Source organism: Pseudomonas sp. zfem005, from assembly GCF_032621735.1.
Classification (GTDB): domain Bacteria; phylum Pseudomonadota; class Gammaproteobacteria; order Pseudomonadales; family Pseudomonadaceae; genus Metapseudomonas; species Metapseudomonas solani.
Genome location: NZ_JAVYJE010000018.1, coordinates 90,249 through 107,861 on the forward strand (window position 1 = coordinate 90,249; position 17,613 = coordinate 107,861).

The window sequence follows — 17,613 nt, forward strand, 5'->3', positions numbered from 1 at the left end:
TGCTTGGTTGTCCCCAGAAAAACAAAAAAGGAGGAGGCCCTGTGGCTGATGCAGTCCGTTTGCCGCTTGAGATGTTTTTCGAGCGAGAAGCACGTCATCCCAACAAACGCTACCTGGTCCAACCGCTGTCCGGCGGCAGGGTCGAGGAGCTGACCTGGGGTGATGTCGGCGACCAGGCGCGACGCGCCGCCAGCTGGCTGAGAGGGCGCGACCTGCCGCCCGGCAGCCGCATCGCCATCATTTCCAAGAATTGCGCCCACTGGATAGTCGCGGACCTGGCGATCTGGATGGCCGGGCACATCTCCGTTCCCCTCTACCCGAACCTCACTGCCGAGTCGGTGAACCAGGTGCTGGCCCACTCGGAAACGGCGCTGGCCTTCATCGGCAAGCTGGACGACTGGCCCGCCATGGCCGGTGGCATTCCCGAAGGCGTGGCGACCATCGCCCTGCCGATCCACCCCGAAGGCGAGTTCAGCTACCACTGGAGCGAGCTGCAGGCGGAGTCGCCGATCCGCGACAACCCCAAGACCAGCGCCGACCAGCTGGCCACCATCATCTACACCTCCGGCACCACCGGTACGCCCAAGGGCGTGATGCAGACCTTCGGCAACTTCGCCTTCGCCGCCGGTCACGGTGTCGACCTGTTCAAGACCGGTGAAGAAGACCGCCTACTGTCCTACCTGCCGCTGTGCCACGTGGCCGAGCGCATGTTCGTCGAGATGGCTTCCCTCTACGCAGGGCAGACGGTGTTCTTCGCCGAGAGCCTGGATACCTTCCTCGAAGACCTCAAGCGGGCGCGGCCCACGGCCATCTTCGGCGTGCCGCGCATCTGGACCAAGTTCCAGATGGGCGTCTACGCGAAGATGCCGGCGCAGAAGCTCGAACGCCTGCTCAAGCTGCCGATCATCGGTCGCATCGTTGGCCGCAAGGTGCTCGCCGGCCTCGGCCTGGATGCCGTGCGCGTGGCCCTGTGCGGTGCCGCGCCGGTGCCCGAGGCGCTGCTGCACTGGTACAAGCGCCTGGGCCTGGACGTGCTCGAGGTCTACGGCATGACCGAGAACTGCGGCTACTCCCACGTGTGCCGCCCCGGTGAGCAGATGACCGGCTGGATCGGCCGCAACAGCCCCGGCGTCGAAGTGCGCATTCACGACGATGGCGAAGTGCAGGTGCGCAGCGGCGCCACCATGCAGGGCTATTACAAGGATGCGGAGAAGACCGCCGAGACCATCACCCCCGACGGCTTCCTGCGCACCGGCGACAAGGGCGAGCAGGACGCCGCCGGCAACCTGCGCCTCACCGGGCGCATCAAGGAAATCTTCAAGACCAGCAAGGGCAAGTACGTGGCCCCGGCGCCCATCGAGAACCGCCTGGCGGTGCACACCCGCATCGAGCAGGTGTGCGTGGTGGGCGATGGCCTGCCGCAACCGATGGCGCTGTGCGTGCTTTCCGACGTGGGCCGCCACGAAGCCGCCAACGGCACCCGCGCCGAGCTGGAGGGCAGCCTGCGCGAATTGCTCGAGCAGGTGAACGAGGCGCTCGACAAGCACGAGCGGTTGCTCGGCCTGGTGCTGGTGAAGGAGGTCTGGGCGGTCGACAACGGCTTCCTCACGCCTACCCTGAAGATCAAGCGCAGCGTGGTGGAAGGCACCTACGGCTCGCGCTTCCCCGAATGGATCGAGCGCCGCCAGGCGGTGCTCTGGCACGAGTGACCCCTGACCGCCGGGTGCCCTGGCCGCCCCGGCGGCAATCTTCCAAGGAGCCGACATGAGCCTGTGGCGCCAGACCCCTGATCTCGAAAAACTCAATGCCTCCCAGCAGGGCACCATCGGTGGCTTGCTGGACATCCGCTTCGAAGCCTTCGACGACGAATCCATCACTGCCAGCATGGTGGTCGACAGCCGCACCCACCAGCCCTATGGCCTGCTCCACGGCGGCGCCTCGGTGGTGCTGGCCGAGAGCCTCGGCTCCACCGCCAGCTTCCTCTGCATCGACACCAGCCGCTTCTACTGCGTGGGCCTGGAGGTCAACGCCAACCACCTGCGCGGCCTGCGCAGCGGTCGCGTCACCGCCGTCGCCCGCCCGGTGCACCTGGGCCGCACCACCCACGTCTGGGACATCCGCCTCAGCGGCGACGACGGCAAGCCCAGCTGCATCTCGCGCCTGACCATGGCCATCGTCCCCCTGGGCGAGCAGCCGCCGAAGGGGTGAGTGGGGGCCGGCTGCAATTTCATCCAAGCCGAGCACCCGTTCCGCGCGGTAGAGTGGCGCCATGGAGCACACCAGCCACCTTCCCAGCGCGCTGCCCGGCGTCCGCCTGATCGACGCCGAGTACCACGACTTCGCCTTTCCGCGGCATTTCCACCTGGAGTACCACGTGGGCCTGCTGCTGAGCGGGCAGCAGCGCTTCGTCAGTGGTGGCGAGCGCTGCCTGGCCGGGCGTGGCGATACCCTGCTGATGGCGCCGGAGCAGATCCACGACGGCGCCAGCCTGGGCGGGGAGGGCTACCGCATCCGCATCCTGGCCATCGAACCGGATTGGCTGGACGCCGCCAGCCGCAGCCTCAGCGATGGCCACCAGGGCGCACCGCGCCTTACCAGCAGCACCTTGCGCGAGCCGGTGCTGCAGCGGCACCTGCAGGCGGTGCATGCGGGGTTCTTCGGGGGCTCGGCCCTGGCCCTGGAAAGCGCTTTGTGGCCGGCCCTGGCCTGCCTGCTGGGGCAGGGCTCGACGCTGCGGGTGCGTGAGCCGGAACGGGGGTTCGATGCACCGACCTGGCAACGCCTGCGCGAGTGGCTGGAGTCACGCCTGGAGTCGCCGCCGTCCCTGGAAGAATTGGCGGCGTTCTGCGGCCTCAGCCCCTGGCAGGCGCTGCGGCGTTTCCGCCATCACTGCGGCCTGCCGCCCCAGCAGTGGCTGACCCAGCTGCGCCTGGAACGGGCCCTGCCGCTGGTGCTGCGCGGCACCCAGCCCCTGAGCCAGGTGGCGCTGCAGCTGGGCTTCTACGACCAGGCACACTTCTCCCGGCTGTTCCGCCGCACCTACGGCCTGCCGCCCGCTCGCCTGCGCGCCGGGCACTGACGCACCCCGGCGGTGGCAATAGCGCCATCATCACTGGCAGTTACGGTCATTGCCGGCATCGCCGGGCTGCCGGAAAATCCCCGGCAGTCCCCAAACAGCCGGCACTGCCATGTCCCAGACGATCTTCTTCGCCCATGCCAACGGCTTCCCGTCGGCCACCTACGCCAAGCTGTTCGCGGCGCTGGGCCCGGACTTCCGCATCCAGCACCTGGAGCAGCACGGCCATGACCCGCGCTTCCCGGTCAACGACAACTGGGAAAACCTGGTGGACGAGCTCATCCACCACCTCGAAGCCCAGGGCGAGCCGGTGTTCGGCGTCGGCCACTCCCTCGGCGGCGTGCTGCACTACCACGCGGCCCTGCGCCGCCCGGACCTGTACCGCGGCGTGGCCATGCTCGACTCGCCTGTGCTGACCCTGGCCGACCGCATCGTCATCCGCGCGGCCAAGCGCTTCGGCTTCATCGACCGCATCACCCCGGCCGGGCGCACCCTGGGCCGGCGCGAGGAGTTCGCCGACCTCGACGAGGCGCGCCTGTACTTCTCCGGCAAATCGCTGTTCCGCCGCTTCGACCCGGATTGCCTGGACGCCTACGTGCGCCACGGCTTCACCGAAACCGGCAGCGGCCTGCGGCTGAAGTTCGACCCCGCCACCGAGATCAGCATCTACCGCAGCGTGCCCCACAGCAGCCCGGGCCGCCCGCAGCAGCTCGCCGTGCCCCTGGCGGTGGTGCGCGGGCGCCACAGCCGCGTGGTGCTGCCCCACCATGCGCGCCTGGTGAAACGCGTGCCCAAGGGCGAATACCTGTCCCTGCCCGGCGGCCACATGTTCCCCCTGGAGCGCCCGCAGGACACCGCCGAACTGCTGAAGAACCTCTTCAACCGCTGGCAGGGCCAGCGCACCGACCGGGAGCCCGCATGAGCGCGCACGTCGAGGAAATCCGCCTGAACCTGCCCCACGTCGAGCTGGCGGCACACATCTTCGGGCCCGAGGACGGCCAGCCGGTGCTGGCTCTGCACGGCTGGCTGGACAACGCCATGACCTACGCGCGCCTGGCGCCGAAGCTCCAGGGGCTGCGCATCGTCGCCCTGGATTTCGCCGGCCATGGCCATTCCGGGCACTACCCGCCGGGCTCCAGCTACCAGCTGTGGGAATACGCCGAGGACGTGCTGCTGGTGGCCGAGCAACTGGGCTGGGAGCGTTTCTCGCTGATGGGCCACTCCCTGGGCGCCATCGTCTCGGTGCTGGTGGCTGGCTCCCTGCCCGAGCGCATCGAGCGCCTGGCGCTGATCGACGGGTTGATCCCCTACACCGGCGAAGCCGACGGCGCGCCCAAGCGCCTGGGCGATGCGCTCAAGGCGCGGCTGGCGCTGCGCGATAAGCGCAAGCCGGTGTACGCCGATGTCGAGCGCGGCGTGGAAGCACGCATGAAGGGCGTGGTGGCGGTCAGCCGCGAGGCCGCCGAACTGCTCGCCGGGCGCGGCCTGATGCCGGTGCCGGGTGGCTACACCTGGCGCACCGACATGCGCCTGACCCTGCCTTCGCTGATGCGCCTGACCTTCGCCCACGCCACCGAGTTCGTCCGCGCGGTGCGCTGCCCCACGTCCCTGGTGCTGGCGGAGGAGGGGCAGATCCGTGCCGAACCGCGTATCGCCGAGCTGCTCCAGGGTCTAGGCTTCGAGGTGCATCACAAACCCGGTGGCCATCACCTGCACCTCAACGATGAAAGCGGCGCCCAGGCCGTAGCAGACTGTTTCAATAGCTTCTTCGCCTCGCCTTGACTTGATCGGGGCAACCGGGAAGGCTGGGCGCCTTCCCAAGGAGAGCCCGGATGATCGACCTCTACACCGCTGCCACGCCCAACGGGCACAAGGTCTCCATCGCCCTCGAAGAACTGGGCCTGCCCTACAGGGCCCATGGCCTCTCGTTCGAGCGCAAGGAACAGAAGGCGCCATCCTTCCTCGAGATCAACCCCAACGGCCGCATCCCGGCCATTGTCGACCGCGATAACGGCGACTTCGCGGTGTTCGAATCCGGCGCCATCCTCGTCTACCTGGCCGAAAAAACCGGCCAACTGCTGCCCGCCGACGCCAAGGGCCGCTCCGTGGCCATGCAATGGCTGATGTTCCAGATGGGCGGGGTCGGGCCGATGCAGGGCCAGGCCAACGTCTTCTACCGCTATTTCCCGGAAACCCTGCAACCGGCCATCGACCGCTACCAGCACGAGACCCGCCGCCTGTACGAGGTGCTCGACTCGCGCCTGGCGCTGGTGGAGTACCTGGCGGGCGACTACGGCATCGCCGATATCGCCACCTTCCCCTGGGTGCGCCTGCACGATTGGGCCGGTGTGTCGGTGGAGGGGCTCACCCACCTGCAACGCTGGCTCGCGGCCATCGAGGCCCGCCCGGCGGTGCAGCGGGGCCTGCAGGTACCCAAGCGCCAGGAGTCCGCCGACACGGTGGTCAAGACCGGCCAGTCCATGTTGATTCGCTAAGGATGCGCATGCGCTCTCTCATCGTTACCGGCCTGCTGTTGGCCGCGTCCCTGCAGGTGGCTGCCGCCCACGCCGCCGACCTGCCCGACAGCCACGACCTCAGCGCCTTGCCGCGCTTCCCCCACGCCGAGATCGTCGACTTCAAGGAAGCCGCCGACCAGGAACGCATCTACCCCCAGGGCTCGATCCGGCGCATCAGCAACCAGCTGCGCTTCGAACAGAAGGTCGACGCCCAGGGCCGGCAGACGTCGGTCACCTACTTGCTGCCCAGCGGCCACAGCTCGGGCGAGGCCTTCGACGGCGCGCGCACCGCCCTGCTCGACAAGGGCGCGGTGCCGCTCTACTGGTGCCAGGGCCGTGATTGCGGCTCCAGCAGCCTGTGGGCCAACTCGGTGTTCGGCAACGCGCGCCTCTACGGCCCGGACGAACAGCAGGCCTACCTGCTGGTGCGCCTGGCCGAGCCGCAGCAGGACAGCCTGCTGGCGCTCTACGCCATCACCCGGGGCAACCGCCGCGCCTACCTGCATGCCGAGCAACTGGACGCCGCCACACCGCTGGGCGAAATCCTGCCCACACCCGCCACCCTGATGCGCGAGCTGAAGACCAGCGGCGAGCTGCACCTGACCGGCCTGCCGGCAGCGCCGACCCCCGCCTGGGCGACGCTGCTGGCGCGCAGCCTCAACCTCGACAGCACCCTGCGCGCGAGCCTCTCCGGCGAGGGCGCCGAAGCCTGGCGCCAGGCCCTGGTGGAGCAGGGCGTGCGCGCCGCGCGCCTGGAGCTGGGTGATGCGGCCAACGACGGCCTGCACCTGGAGTGGCTGCGCTGAGGCACAGCGTCCATGCTTGCTTGACGTGGCGCCCGATGGCGCCACGTTTGCGTTTTTCCACGGAGTGTTTTGTTCATGCTGAATAACGATCGCCTGTTGGTGCAGATACTCCTGCTCGCCTTGCTGGGGGCCTGTATCTGGGTGCTGGCGCCGTTCTGGTCGGCGTTGTTCTGGGCCGCCGTGCTGGCCTTCGCCAGCTGGCCGCTGATGCGCCTGCTCACCCGCGGGCTGGACGGGCGCGTGTCCCTGGCCGCCGCCGTGCTCACCGCCGGCTGGATGCTGCTGGTGGCGGTGCCCCTGGTGTGGATGGGCTTCAACCTCGCCGACCACATCCGCGATGCCAACGAACTGGTGAAGAACGTCCAGGTGGAGGGCTTGCCGCAGCCGCCGGAATGGCTGGCCGAGATGCCCCTGGTGGGCGACCGCCTGGTGGCCCTGTGGCAACGTGTGGACGCCCAGGGCGCGGCCTTCTTCACCAGCCTCAAACCCTACATGGGCCAGGCCGGCAACTGGATCCTGGCGCGCAGCGCCCAGCTCGGCGGCGGCATGCTGGAGCTGGCCCTGAGCCTGGTGCTGGTGTTCTTCTTCTACCGCGACGGCCCGCGCATGGCGCTGTTCGCCGAGCGCGCCCTGGAACGCCTGATCGGCGACCGCGCCCCGCACTACCTGGAGCTGGTGGCCGGCACCGTGCAGCGGGTGGTCAACGGCGTGATCGGCACCGCCGCCGCCCAGGGCCTGCTGGCGCTGATCGGCTTCTGGATCGCCGGTGTGCCAGGGGCGCTGGTGCTGGGCCTGGTCACCTTCGCCCTGAGCCTGATCCCCATGGGCCCGCCGCTGGTGTGGGTGCCCGCGACCGCCTGGCTGTTCTGGCACGGCGAGTACGGCTACGGCGTGTTCCTGGCGATCTGGGGCTTCTTCATCATCAGCGGCGTGGACAACGTGCTGAAGCCCTACCTCATCAGCCGGGGCGGCAACCTGCCGCTGGTGGTGGTGTTGCTCGGCGTGTTCGGCGGCATCCTCGCCTTCGGCTTCATGGGGCTGTTCCTCGGCCCGACCCTGCTGGCGGTGGCCTACAGCCTGATTTCCGACTGGATCGGCCGGCCCCTGCCCGAGTCGACCGACAAGCCCCGGGAGCCGGACCCCAGCTAAACCACGACTGGCCAGCAGAACCGCAATCTGGGGGCTCTGCTGGCTTGGAAGCGCAGTGGCACGGTGATAGCCTTTTCGCCGCATTTTTCCGCGCCGCTTTGCATCGGCTCCGCTTGCGGATGCAGGGAAGCAACAATTCACACGGATATTCCGCGAGTCGAACCATGAGCAAAACCGCAAAGATCGCCCTGGGCGCAGTCGTCGCCATCGCCGCCGTTTCCGGCGCCGGTGCCTGGTACACCGGCACCCAGCTGCCCGCCGTGCTGGACACCTCCATCAAGGAAGCCAACGCGCAACTGAAGCAGTCCGCGCCGGCCTTCGGCACCTCCGCCACCCTGGAACTGGTCTCCCTCGAGCAGGGCGTGTTCACCAGCACCGCGCATTACCGCGTGCACGTCGGTGGGGAAGGCGAGGGCGCGGAGCTGTTGTTCGTCGACAAGATCGAGCACGGCCCCTTCCCGCTGTCGCGCCTCAAGGCCTTCAAGCTGGCGCCGGTGATGGCCGCCAGCAACTACGCCCTGGAATCCAGCCCCAGCGTCGAGAAGTGGTTCGCCGCCAGCAAGGGCGCCTCGCCCCTGGTCGGTGACGTGAGCATCGGCTACGACCGCTCCATGAGCGGCAGCCTGACCCTGCTGCCCCTGGACATGCAGATGGAGGACGAGTCCCACCTGAGCTTCTCCGGCCTGAACCTGGAAGTGCGCAGCGATGCCGGCGGCAACCGCGTCGCCGCCATCGGCACCATGGACAGCCTCAAGGTCGACGCCGTTTCCGAGCAGGGCGAGCCGGTGCACGTGCTGTTCCAGGGCCTGTCCCTGGCCAGCGACCAGAGCCGCGCCGCCAGCGGCCTGTACGTGGGCAAAAGCGATTTCACCCTGAAGACCGCCAATGTCATCGTCGGTGAAAACCCGGGCGTGCGGCTCACCGACCTGGCCCAGCGCCAGGACACCCGCGAGAACGGCAGCAACATCGAAGGCAGCCTGACCCTGGACGCCGGCAGCATCAGCTACGCCGACAAGCCCATCGGCAGCGCGCAGATGGTCTGGACCATGAAGAGCCTCGACTCGGTGGCGCTGAAGTCCCTGGCTGACTTCTACGGCGCGCTGTACCAGCAGGTCGGCCAGGTGGGCCAGGCCGGCGAATCGACCCTCGAGGACCTGACCGAAGCCCAGCAGGAGCAGGCCAAGGCCGACCTCATCAAGCTGCTGGAAGGCAGGCCGCAGTTCGCCCTCGAGCGCCTGAGCCTGAAGACCGCCAATGGCGAGAGCCGCTTCAGCCTGGCCATGCAACTGGCCAAGCCGGCGTCCTTCGACCTGCCGCCGGACCAGATCGCCCGTGAAGCCATCACCAGCCTCGACCTGGACCTGAGCCTGTCCAAACCGATGATCAGCGACCTGGTCAGCGTGCAGGCCGTGCTTCAGGGCCAGGACGACCAGGAAGCCATCGCCCAGCAGGCCTCCATGACCACCGAGATGGCCAGCGGCATGCTGCTGTCCACCCAGCTCGTGGCCCTGGAAGGCAACGACATCCGCGCCCGCCTGCACTACGCCGACGGCCAGGTGGACTTCAACGGCAAGAAGATGACGGTCGAGGAATTCGCCGGCCTGGTCATGGCCAGCGCCGGTGGCCTGGGCGGCGCCATGGGCGGCGAGCAGCCGGCCTTCCCGGACGAAGAAACCCCGATGCCGATCGAGGAATAACCCTCCCTCGGTATTCCCAGAGGGCCGGCCGCCACCAGGCGCCGGCCCTTTTTCATGGCTGGAATACCGCCCCGTAGGATGGCGTAGAGCGCAGCGAAACCCATCGATTCGAATGCTTCAGCCACACCGCGAGCGTCGGCCAACACAGCATGGGTTTCGCACGGCTCTACCCATCCTACGAGCTCCGTGGAACCACTTCCGTAGGATGGYGTAGAGCGCAGCGAAACCCATCGATTCGAAGCCTCCAGTCCCATCGTGTACGCCGGCTGACACAGCATGGGTTTCGCACGGCTCTACCCATCCTACGAGCTCCGTGGAACCACTTCCGTAGGATGGTGTAGAGCGCAGCGAAACCCATCGATTCGAAGCCTCCAGTCCCATCGTGTACGCCGGCTGACACAGCATGGGTTGCGCACGGCTCTACCCATCCTACGAACTCCGTGGAACCACTTCCGTAGGATGGCGTAGAGCGCAGCGAAACCCATCGATTCAAACCCACCATCGGGCTGATCGCCGAAACAAAAAACCGGCCGCTGCGCACTCACGCAGCGGCCGGTTTTCTTTTCGCGGGACGGGCTCAGGCGGCGATGCTGAGCTGGCTGCCGACGCGGGCCTCGTAGGTGCCGGCGCTGCTTTCGTACTGCTTGAGCAGGGCGGCGGCCAGGCGCGCGTAGACGTCATCGCTGCTGGCGCTGGTGCTGCTGGTGCTGCTGGTGTCGCTTTGGCTGCCGCTCTGGCCGAACAGGCTGCTCAACTCGTCCTGGCTGATGCTGCCGTTGCCATCGGCATCCAGGGAGCTGAACAGCTCGTCGCTGTCGCCACCGAAGCCCGCGCCCGGCGGCGGGGGAGGCGGGGGGGCTAGGGCAGCGGTTTCGTCGACGCTGAGGCTGCCGTCACCGTTGGCATCGAGGCTGGCGAACAGCTCGCTGCTGTCGATGCCGCTGTCGTCGCCCAGGGCGCTGGTCAGCTCGCTCTGGTCGATGGCGCCATTGCCGTCGGCATCCAGTTCGGCGAACAGGTCCTCGGGGTTGGGGCCGCCGCGAGGGGGCGGTGGAGGCGGGGTGAGGGCGGCGGTTTCGTCGAGGTCGATGGAGCCGTCGCTGTTGGCATCCAGCTGGGCGAACAGCTCGTCGATATCGAGGGTGATGCCGCTGTCGCTTTCCTTGGCGTTGGCCAGCGCGGTGCTCAGTTCGTCCTTGGCGACGCTGCCGTCGCCGTTGCTGTCCAGCAGGCTGAACAGCTTTTCCTGCAGTTTCGATTGCCCCGAAGCGCAGCCGCCACTGCTGCTACTGCTGCTGGCGGTGCTTTTCGAGGAGAGCGCCGAGCTGTAGCTGCTGTAGCTGCTATAGCCCGAGTAACCACTGACGCCACTGATCATGGGAGTCACTCCTGTGCGTGATGGCAAGGCCGGAGTGGGTTCTCCGGTTCTCGCAGGTTCAGGCGCAAGCGTGTCGGGGGTTTATGCGCTTTGTATCAGCGTGGAGACGGGGCTCAGGCGCGGGGGATGGTCAGGGTGGCCAGCAGGCCGCCGCCGGGGTTGTCGCCCAGCACCAGGTCGCCGCCCTGGCGTCGGGCGGCTTCGCGGGCGATGGTCAGGCCCAGGCCGACGCCGCCGGAGCTGCGGTTGCGCGAGCCTTCGAGGCGGAAGAAGGGTTCGAACACCGCTTCGCGTTGCTCGGGGGCTATGCCGGGGCCACGGTCGCTGACGTGGATGCGCACCTCGGTGGGGCCGTCTTCGAGGCGGACCCGCGCATGGCCGGCGTAGCGCAGGGCGTTTTCCACGAGGTTGCTGACGCAGGAGCGCAGCGCCATGGGTTGGGCCCGCAGCGGCGCACATTGGCCTTCGGCACGCACATCGGCGCCACGGTCCTGGGCGTCTTCGGCCATGGATTCCACCAGGGCCTGGAGGTCGAACAGCTGCAGCGCCTCGTCGGCGCGCTGCTGGTGCAGGTAGTTGAGGGTGGCGTCGAGCATGGCGACCATTTCCCCCAGGTCCTGGTCCATGCGGCTGCGCAGCTGGGCGTCCGGCACCTGCTCCACGCGCAGCTTGACCCGGGCGATGGGGGTGCGCAGGTCGTGGGAGACGGCGGCGAGCATGCGGCTGCGCTGGGCCACCTGCTCGCGGATGCGCTGCTGCATCAGATTGAAGGCATGGGCGGCCTGGCGCACCTCGCGCGGGCCGCGTTCATCCAGGGGCGGGGCCTGGAGGTTTTCGCTGAGGCGGTCGGCGGCGCTGGCCAGGCGCTGGATGGGCCGCGACAGCACACGGGCGCCGTACCAGGCGGCAACGATCAGGGTCAGCAGCTGGAAGGTCAGCGGCACCAGCGGGCCACCGAACAGCGGGCGCGGGGGCGGCGGCTGGCCGGCGCGCGGGCCGTCTGTTGCATGGGGCGGCATGGGTTGGGGCGGTGGCGGGTTGCCGTATTGCTGGAACCAGAGGAAGGCCAGCAGGTGGGCGAGGACGATGGCGGCCAGGAATATGCCGAACAGGCGTGCGAACAGCGTGTCGGCCTGGCGCATCAGCCAATCTCCCTCGCGTCGAACAGGTAGCCCTCGCCGCGTACGGTCTTGATCAGGCGTGGGGATTTGGGGTCATCGCCGAGCTTCTGCCGCAGGCGCGAGACGAGCAGGTCGATGCTGCGGTCGAAGGCTTCGATGGAGCGGCCCCGGGCGGCGTCGAGCAGTTGTTCGCGGCTGAGCACCCGGCGCGGGCGTTCGAGGAACACCCAGAGCAGGCGGAACTCGGCATTGGACAGCGGTACCACCAGGCCTTCGGGGGATTGCAGCTGGCGCAGCACGCCGTTCAGGCGCCAGGCGTCGAAGCGGATGCTGGCGCGCTGGTCGGCCCGCAGGCCTTCGCGGTCGTCGCGCACGCGGCGCAGGATGGTCTGGATGCGCGCCACCAGCTCACGGGGCTCGAAGGGCTTGGCCATGTAGTCGTCGGCGCCCAGTTCCAGGCCGATGATGCGGTCGGTGGGCTCGCAGCGGGCGGTGAGCATGAGGATCGGGATATCGGACTCGCCGCGCAGCCAGCGGCACAGGGAGAGGCCGTCTTCGCCTGGCAGCATCAGGTCCAGCACCACCACGTCGAAGGGGGCATTGGCCAGTGCCTCGCGCATCGCCTCGCCATCGTCGACGCCCACGGCCTCGATATTGAAGCGGGCGAGGTAGTCGCAGAGCAGGTCGCGGATCGGCACGTCGTCGTCCACCAGCAGGGCGCGGGTGTTCCAGCGGCGGTTGTCGGCGGGGGCGGGGGCTTGGTTGTGCATGGGTGTTCTTGCCATCTGGCGGGTTCACCGGGCCGGTGGACCACTGTGCTTCGCGTCTGGCGGCGGGGCGTCGAGCGGCGGGCCGTCGGCATCCATCGGGCGCATGCTACTCCGCCGTCCTGCTGCCGGCCATCGCGGCGAGAGGCTCGCCGATGGCGGTGTCGCCAGCGTGTCGGCTTTGTATCGGACTCGATACAAAGGCGCGGCGTTCATCTCGGAAAGGGCGCTCGCAACCCGGGGAAAGGCCATGGCTGCTTTCCCGGGCTGGATGGGTTACTTATGTCGCGCCGCGCTCGGATGCGCTTCCCCCACAGGAGTTGTCATGCAGATTTCCACCACCCTGCTCGCCGGTTTCTGGGGCTGGCTGGCCGCCAGCAGCCTGTTGCTCGGTGCCGCCATCGGCTTCTGGGTGTCCCTGCCCAAGGCGGTCACCGCCTCGGTGATGGCCTATGGCAGCGGGGTGCTGATCGCCGCGCTGTGCTTCGGCCAGATCCCCGAGGCCGAGCGCCTCGGCGGGCTGGGGCCGACCCTGGCGGGCATGCTCGCTGGCGGTGCGCTGTTCGTCCTCGCCAGCCAACTGCTGGACCGCTGGGAGGCGCATCATCGCCAGCGCAGCGGCGGCGTGGGCTCCATGGTGGCGCTGCTGATCGCCGTCGGTGCCTTCCTCGATGGCATTCCCGAGTCCCTGGGGCTCGGCCTGGGGCTGCTGGATGGCGGTGAGGTGAGCCTGCTGATGCTGGTGGCGATCTTCCTCTCCAACCTGCCGGAGGGCCTGGCCAGCGCCGCCGGGCTGCGCGAGGAGAAGCGCAGCGGCCTGTTCGTGTTCGGCCTGTGGGGTGTCATCGTGCTGCTCTCGGGCCTGGCGGCCATGGCCGGCCCGGGGCTGATGAGCGACCTGCCGCCGGCCTGGCTGGGCTTCGCCCTGGCGTTCTCCGCCGGTGCGGTGCTGTGCATGCTGGTGGATACGCTGATCCCCGAGGCCTTCGAAAGCACCCATGCCTGGACCGGGCTGATCACCCTGGCCGGCTTCATGACCGCCTTCGTCCTCGATCACCTGGCGTGAGCGCGGGCGATCACCGGGGCAGCGGCGGGCGCGGGCTTCCGCTACAATGCGCGCCGTTTTCGACTTGCCAGAGAGCCCGCCCATGTCCGCCTGCCAGACGCCCATCATCGTCGCCCTCGATTTTCCCACCCGCGAAGCCGCGCTGAAGCTGGCCGACCAGCTGGACCCAAAGCTGTGCCGGGTGAAAGTGGGCAAGGAGCTGTTCACCAGCTGCGCATCGGACATCGTCACCACTCTGCGTGACCGCGGCTTCGAGGTGTTCCTCGACCTGAAATTCCACGATATCCCCAACACCACCGCGATGGCGGTGAAGGCGGCGGCGGAGATGGGCGTATGGATGGTCAACGTGCACTGCTCCGGCGGCCTGCGCATGATGGCGGCCTGCCGCGAGACCCTGGAGCAGTTCAACGGGCCCAAGCCGCTGCTGATCGGCGTGACCGTGCTCACCAGCATGGAGCGCGAGGACCTGGCCGGCATCGGCCTGGACATCGAGCCCCAGGAGCAGGTGCTGCGCCTGGCCGCCCTGGCGCAGAAGGCCGGCATGGACGGCCTGGTGTGCTCGGCGCAGGAAGCCACCGCACTGAAGGCGGCGCACCCGAGCCTGCAACTGGTCACCCCCGGCATCCGCCCGGCGGGCAGCGCCCAGGACGACCAGCGCCGCATCCTCACCCCGCGCCAGGCCCTGGACGCCGGCTCCGACTACCTGGTGATCGGCCGCCCCATCAGCCAGGCCGCCGACCCGGCCAAGGCCCTGGCCGCCGTGGTCGCTGAACTCGCCTGAGGCTCGATCGGCGCGCCCCATTTGGTGTCGCGCGATGGTTGGTCGGGTTGCACCTGACCTACATGAGCCCCAAATAAAATGGCCCGGACTGCACTGCAGCCCGGGCCATTTCTATTGGCGCGGAAGGGTTACTTGACCTTCAGCACCAGCTTGCCGAAGTTCTCGCCGCTGAACAGCTTGCCGAGGGTTTCCGGGAAGGTTTCCAGGCCTTCGACGATGTCTTCCTTGCTCTTCAGCTTGCCGGCGGCCATCCAGCCGCCCATTTCCTGGGCGGCGCTGGCGAAGTTGGCGGCGTGGTCCATGACCACGAAGCCTTCCATGCGCGCGCGGTTGACCAGCAGCGACAGGTAGTTGGCCGGGCCCTTCACCGCTTCCTTGTTGTTGTACTGGCTGATGGCGCCGCAGATGACGATGCGCGCGCGCGGGGCCAGGCGGGTGAGCACGGCGTCGAGGATGTCGCCGCCGACGTTGTCGAAGTACACGTCCACGCCTTTCGGGCACTCGCGCTTGAGGCCGGCGGCGACGTCTTCGTTCTTGTAGTCGATGGCGGCGTCGAAGCCGAGTTCGTCGATCAGGAAGCGGCACTTGTCGGCGCCACCGGCGATGCCGACCACGCGGCAGCCTTTGATCTTGGCGATCTGCCCGGCGATGCTGCCGACCGCGCCGGCGGCGCCGGAGAGCACCACGGTGTCACCGGCCTTGGGTGCACCGACGTCGAGCAGGGCGAAGTAGGCGGTCATGCCGGTCATGCCCAGGGCGGAGAGGTAGAGCGGCAGCGGTGCGCGGCTCGGGTCGACCTTGTAGAAGCCACGGGGCTCGCCGACGAAGTAGTCCTGCACGCCCAGGGCGCCGTTGACGTGGTCACCCACCGCGAAGTCCGGGTGGTTGGAGGCGATCACCTTGCCCACGCCCAGGGCGCGCATCACTTCGCCCAGGCCCACCGGCGGGATGTAGGACTTGGCGTCGTTCATCCAGCCGCGCATGGCTGGGTCGAGGGACAGGTAGAGGTTTTCCACGACTATCTGGTTCGGCCCGGGCTCGGCCACCGGCTTCTCGACATAGGAGAAGGTGTCGCGGGTGGCCGCGCCGACCGGACGCTTGGCGAGCAGGAACTGGCGGTTGAGCTGGGACATGGCAGGGCACTCCGAATAGGGAAACCACCGGTTTAGTCTGCACGGCGGTGGAGGGCAAGCTTAGTCGCGGCAAGGAATGTCCGGCCATGAATGGCAATGATCATTGCGGGGGTGCTTCATCAGCAGATTGGATGCAGCACCCACCACGGACCTGATGATGCTGACGCCGAGTCCCCTCCAGTGACTAGACTCCAGCCCGGTTCCCCCATTCCAACCGAGGTTGCATAGATGAGCATGACTTTCTCCGGCCAGGTCGCCCTGGTGACTGGCGCCGCCAATGGTATCGGCCGCGCGACCGCCCAGGCATTCGCCGCCGAAGGCCTGAAGGTGGTGGTGTCCGATGTCGACGCCGCCGGTGGCGAAGGCACTGTGCAACTGATCCGCGATGCCGGTGGCGACGCCACCTTCATCCGCTGCAACGTCACCGTCGATGCCGAGGTGAAGGCCCTGGTAGAAGGCACCGTCGCCGCCTATGGTCGCCTCGACTACGCCTTCAACAACGCCGGCATCGAGATCGAGAAGGGCAAGCTGGCCGAGGGTTCCGAGGCCGAGTTCGACGCCATCATGGGCGTCAACGTCAAGGGCGTCTGGCTGTGCATGAAGTACCAGATCCCGCAGATGCTGGCCCAGGGCAGCGCCGGCGCCATCGTCAACACCGCCTCCGTCGCCGGCCTCGGCGCCGCGCCGAAGATGAGCATCTACGCCGCCTCCAAGCACGCGGTGATCGGCCTGACCAAATCGGCGGCCGTCGAGTACGCGAAGAAGAAGATCCGCGTCAACGCGGTGTGCCCGGCGGTGATCGACACCGACATGTTCCGCCGCGCCTACGAGGCGGACCCGAAGAAGGGCGAGTTCGCCGCCGCCATGCACCCGGTGGGTCGCATCGGCAAGGTCGAGGAGATCGCCGGCGCGGTGCTCTACCTGTGCAGCGACGCTGCGGGCTTCACCACCGGCCATTCCCTGGCCGTGGACGGTGGCGCCACCGCCATCTGACCCGTTACGCGGTCATGCAGAGGCGCCTTCGGGCGCCTTTTTGCATTCTGTTACAGGTCGGGCCGGGGCTGGCCTGCGGGGCCACTATCCAGCCACGCGTCGCGTGCGCAGAATCCGCCAAGGTCCGACAAGGAGAACAACATGACCGCAAGCCCCCTGGTAACCCTCTTCCTGCCCCTGGCACTGGGCATCATCATGCTTGGCCTCGGGCTGTCCCTGACCCTGGCGGACTTCGCCCGGGTGGTGAAATTCCCCAAACCGGTGCTGATTGGCCTCGGCTGCCAGATCCTCCTGCTGCCGCTGGCCTGCTTCCTGCTCGCCAAGGGCTTCCAGCTGGAAGCGGCGCTGGCGGTGGGCATGATGTTGCTGGCGGCATCCCCCGGAGGCACCTCGGCCAACCTCTATAGCCACCTGGCCCACGGCGACGTGGCGCTGAACATCACCCTGACGGCGGTGAATTCGGTGATCGCCATCCTCACCATGCCTTTCATCGTCAACCTGTCCCTGGCCCACTTCATGACCGGCGACCAGGCCATCCCGCTGCAATTCGCCAAGGTGGTGCAGGTGTTCGCCATCGTCCTCGGCCCGGTGGCCATCGGCATGTTCCTGCGCAGCCGCTTCCCCGGCTTCGCCGCGCGCATGGAGACGCCGGTGAAGATCATCTCGGCGCTGTTCCTGCTGCTGATCATCGTGCTGGCGGTGGCCAAGGACTGGCGCACCTTCGTCGACTACGCCCCGGTGGTGGGCTTGGCGGCGCTGGCGTTCAACCTCATCAGCCTGGCGGTGGGCTACTTCGTGCCGCGCTTGTGCCGCCTCAGCCAACGCCAGGCGGTGGCCATCGGCATGGAGATCGGCATCCACAACGGCACCCTGGCCATCGCCCTGGCGCTGAGCCCGATGCTGCTTAACAACCCGACCATGGCCATCCCGGCGGCCATCTACAGCATCATCATGTTCTTCACCGCCGCCGCCTTCGGCTGGTGGGTCAACCGCGTGCACGGGCGCGAGCTGACGTCGGAGGCCTGAAGGGTGCGTGCCAGTGTCCCGGGCTGAGGCCCGGGCTACGGTGCGGGTCCGGGCTCCGCTGCGGTGGACCGATGAAGCGTGGTCCACCCTACATTCCCAAGCGG

Annotated in this window: 17 protein-coding genes; 13 read left to right on the forward strand and 4 right to left on the reverse strand. The window is 68.1% G+C overall.

Annotation, left to right across the window (positions count from 1 at the left end; all coding sequences use genetic code 11):
* Positions 1-41: 41 nt before the first annotated feature.
* From RTW82_RS29940 to RTW82_RS29980, 9 genes are all read left to right on the forward strand, one after another.
* Positions 42-1,709: an AMP-binding protein gene (locus RTW82_RS29940; protein ID WP_316927360.1), complete on the forward strand. Its 1,668-nt coding sequence runs from the start codon at positions 42-44 to the stop codon at positions 1,707-1,709.
* Positions 1,710-1,764: 55 nt separating this feature from the next.
* Complete coding sequence (locus RTW82_RS29945) at positions 1,765-2,208, forward strand: hotdog fold thioesterase (protein ID WP_021220684.1); 444 nt, start codon at positions 1,765-1,767, stop codon at positions 2,206-2,208.
* A 61-nt stretch (positions 2,209-2,269) separates the two neighbouring features.
* Positions 2,270-3,079 carry an AraC family transcriptional regulator gene (locus tag RTW82_RS29950; protein WP_316927361.1) on the forward strand — a complete coding sequence of 270 codons (810 nt, stop codon included), beginning with the start codon at positions 2,270-2,272 and terminating at the stop codon, positions 3,077-3,079.
* A 109-nt stretch (positions 3,080-3,188) separates the two neighbouring features.
* Positions 3,189-3,998: an alpha/beta fold hydrolase gene (locus tag RTW82_RS29955; protein ID WP_184490847.1), complete on the forward strand. Its 810-nt coding sequence runs from the start codon at positions 3,189-3,191 to the stop codon at positions 3,996-3,998.
* Positions 3,995-4,858, forward strand: coding sequence for an alpha/beta fold hydrolase (locus RTW82_RS29960; RefSeq protein ID WP_263403550.1), 864 nt, complete (start codon positions 3,995-3,997; stop codon positions 4,856-4,858). The genes RTW82_RS29955 and RTW82_RS29960 overlap by 4 nt, the downstream gene beginning before the upstream one ends.
* Positions 4,859-4,908: 50 nt before the next feature.
* Positions 4,909-5,571 (forward strand): glutathione S-transferase family protein, encoded by a 663-nt coding sequence (locus RTW82_RS29965; RefSeq protein WP_184490849.1) that lies wholly within the window; start codon positions 4,909-4,911, stop codon positions 5,569-5,571.
* Positions 5,572-5,573: 2 nt separating this feature from the next.
* Positions 5,574-6,398 (forward strand): DUF4892 domain-containing protein, encoded by an 825-nt coding sequence (locus tag RTW82_RS29970; RefSeq protein ID WP_081672290.1) that lies wholly within the window; start codon positions 5,574-5,576, stop codon positions 6,396-6,398.
* Positions 6,399-6,473: 75 nt separating this feature from the next.
* Positions 6,474-7,547: an AI-2E family transporter gene (locus RTW82_RS29975; protein WP_021220678.1), complete on the forward strand. Its 1,074-nt coding sequence runs from the start codon at positions 6,474-6,476 to the stop codon at positions 7,545-7,547.
* Positions 7,548-7,711: 164 nt separating this feature from the next.
* Positions 7,712-9,244: a YdgA family protein gene (locus RTW82_RS29980; protein WP_316927362.1), complete on the forward strand. Its 1,533-nt coding sequence runs from the start codon at positions 7,712-7,714 to the stop codon at positions 9,242-9,244.
* 577 nt (positions 9,245-9,821) lie between these two features.
* Here RTW82_RS29980 and RTW82_RS29985 read toward each other — a convergent pair.
* From RTW82_RS29985 to RTW82_RS29995, 3 genes are all read right to left on the reverse strand, one after another.
* Positions 9,822-10,622 carry an EF-hand domain-containing protein gene (locus RTW82_RS29985; protein ID WP_316927363.1) on the reverse strand — a complete coding sequence of 267 codons (801 nt, stop codon included), beginning with the start codon at positions 10,620-10,622 and terminating at the stop codon, positions 9,822-9,824.
* A gap of 113 nt (positions 10,623-10,735) precedes the next feature.
* A complete protein-coding gene (locus RTW82_RS29990) occupies positions 10,736-11,767 on the reverse strand; it encodes an ATP-binding protein (protein WP_316927381.1) in 1,032 nt (343 codons plus the stop codon).
* Entirely contained in the window at positions 11,764-12,528 is a 765-nt protein-coding gene (locus RTW82_RS29995; RefSeq protein ID WP_410478878.1) for a response regulator, read from the reverse strand. The genes RTW82_RS29990 and RTW82_RS29995 overlap by 4 nt, the downstream gene beginning before the upstream one ends.
* Before the next feature lie 307 nt (positions 12,529-12,835).
* On the opposite strand from RTW82_RS29995, the gene RTW82_RS30000 reads away from it, so the two are divergent.
* Together RTW82_RS30000 and pyrF are read left to right on the forward strand one after the other, a co-directional pair.
* Positions 12,836-13,576, forward strand: coding sequence for a hypothetical protein (locus RTW82_RS30000; RefSeq protein WP_316927365.1), 741 nt, complete (start codon positions 12,836-12,838; stop codon positions 13,574-13,576).
* An 82-nt stretch (positions 13,577-13,658) separates the two neighbouring features.
* A complete protein-coding gene (pyrF, locus tag RTW82_RS30005; protein WP_316927366.1) occupies positions 13,659-14,357 on the forward strand; it encodes an orotidine-5'-phosphate decarboxylase in 699 nt (232 codons plus the stop codon).
* 128 nt (positions 14,358-14,485) lie between these two features.
* Here pyrF and RTW82_RS30010 read toward each other — a convergent pair whose 3' ends face one another.
* On the reverse strand, positions 14,486-15,490 hold the full coding sequence (locus RTW82_RS30010; protein WP_021220671.1) for an NADP-dependent oxidoreductase: 1,005 nt from the start codon (positions 15,488-15,490) through the stop codon (positions 14,486-14,488).
* 228 nt (positions 15,491-15,718) lie between these two features.
* Between RTW82_RS30010 and RTW82_RS30015 the strand changes: the two genes are divergently transcribed.
* Entirely contained in the window at positions 15,719-16,483 is a 765-nt protein-coding gene (locus RTW82_RS30015) for an SDR family oxidoreductase (protein ID WP_021220670.1), read from the forward strand.
* A gap of 141 nt (positions 16,484-16,624) precedes the next feature.
* A complete protein-coding gene (locus RTW82_RS30020; RefSeq protein ID WP_316927367.1) occupies positions 16,625-17,509 on the forward strand; it encodes a bile acid:sodium symporter family protein in 885 nt (294 codons plus the stop codon).
* Positions 17,510-17,613 lie beyond the last annotated feature (104 nt).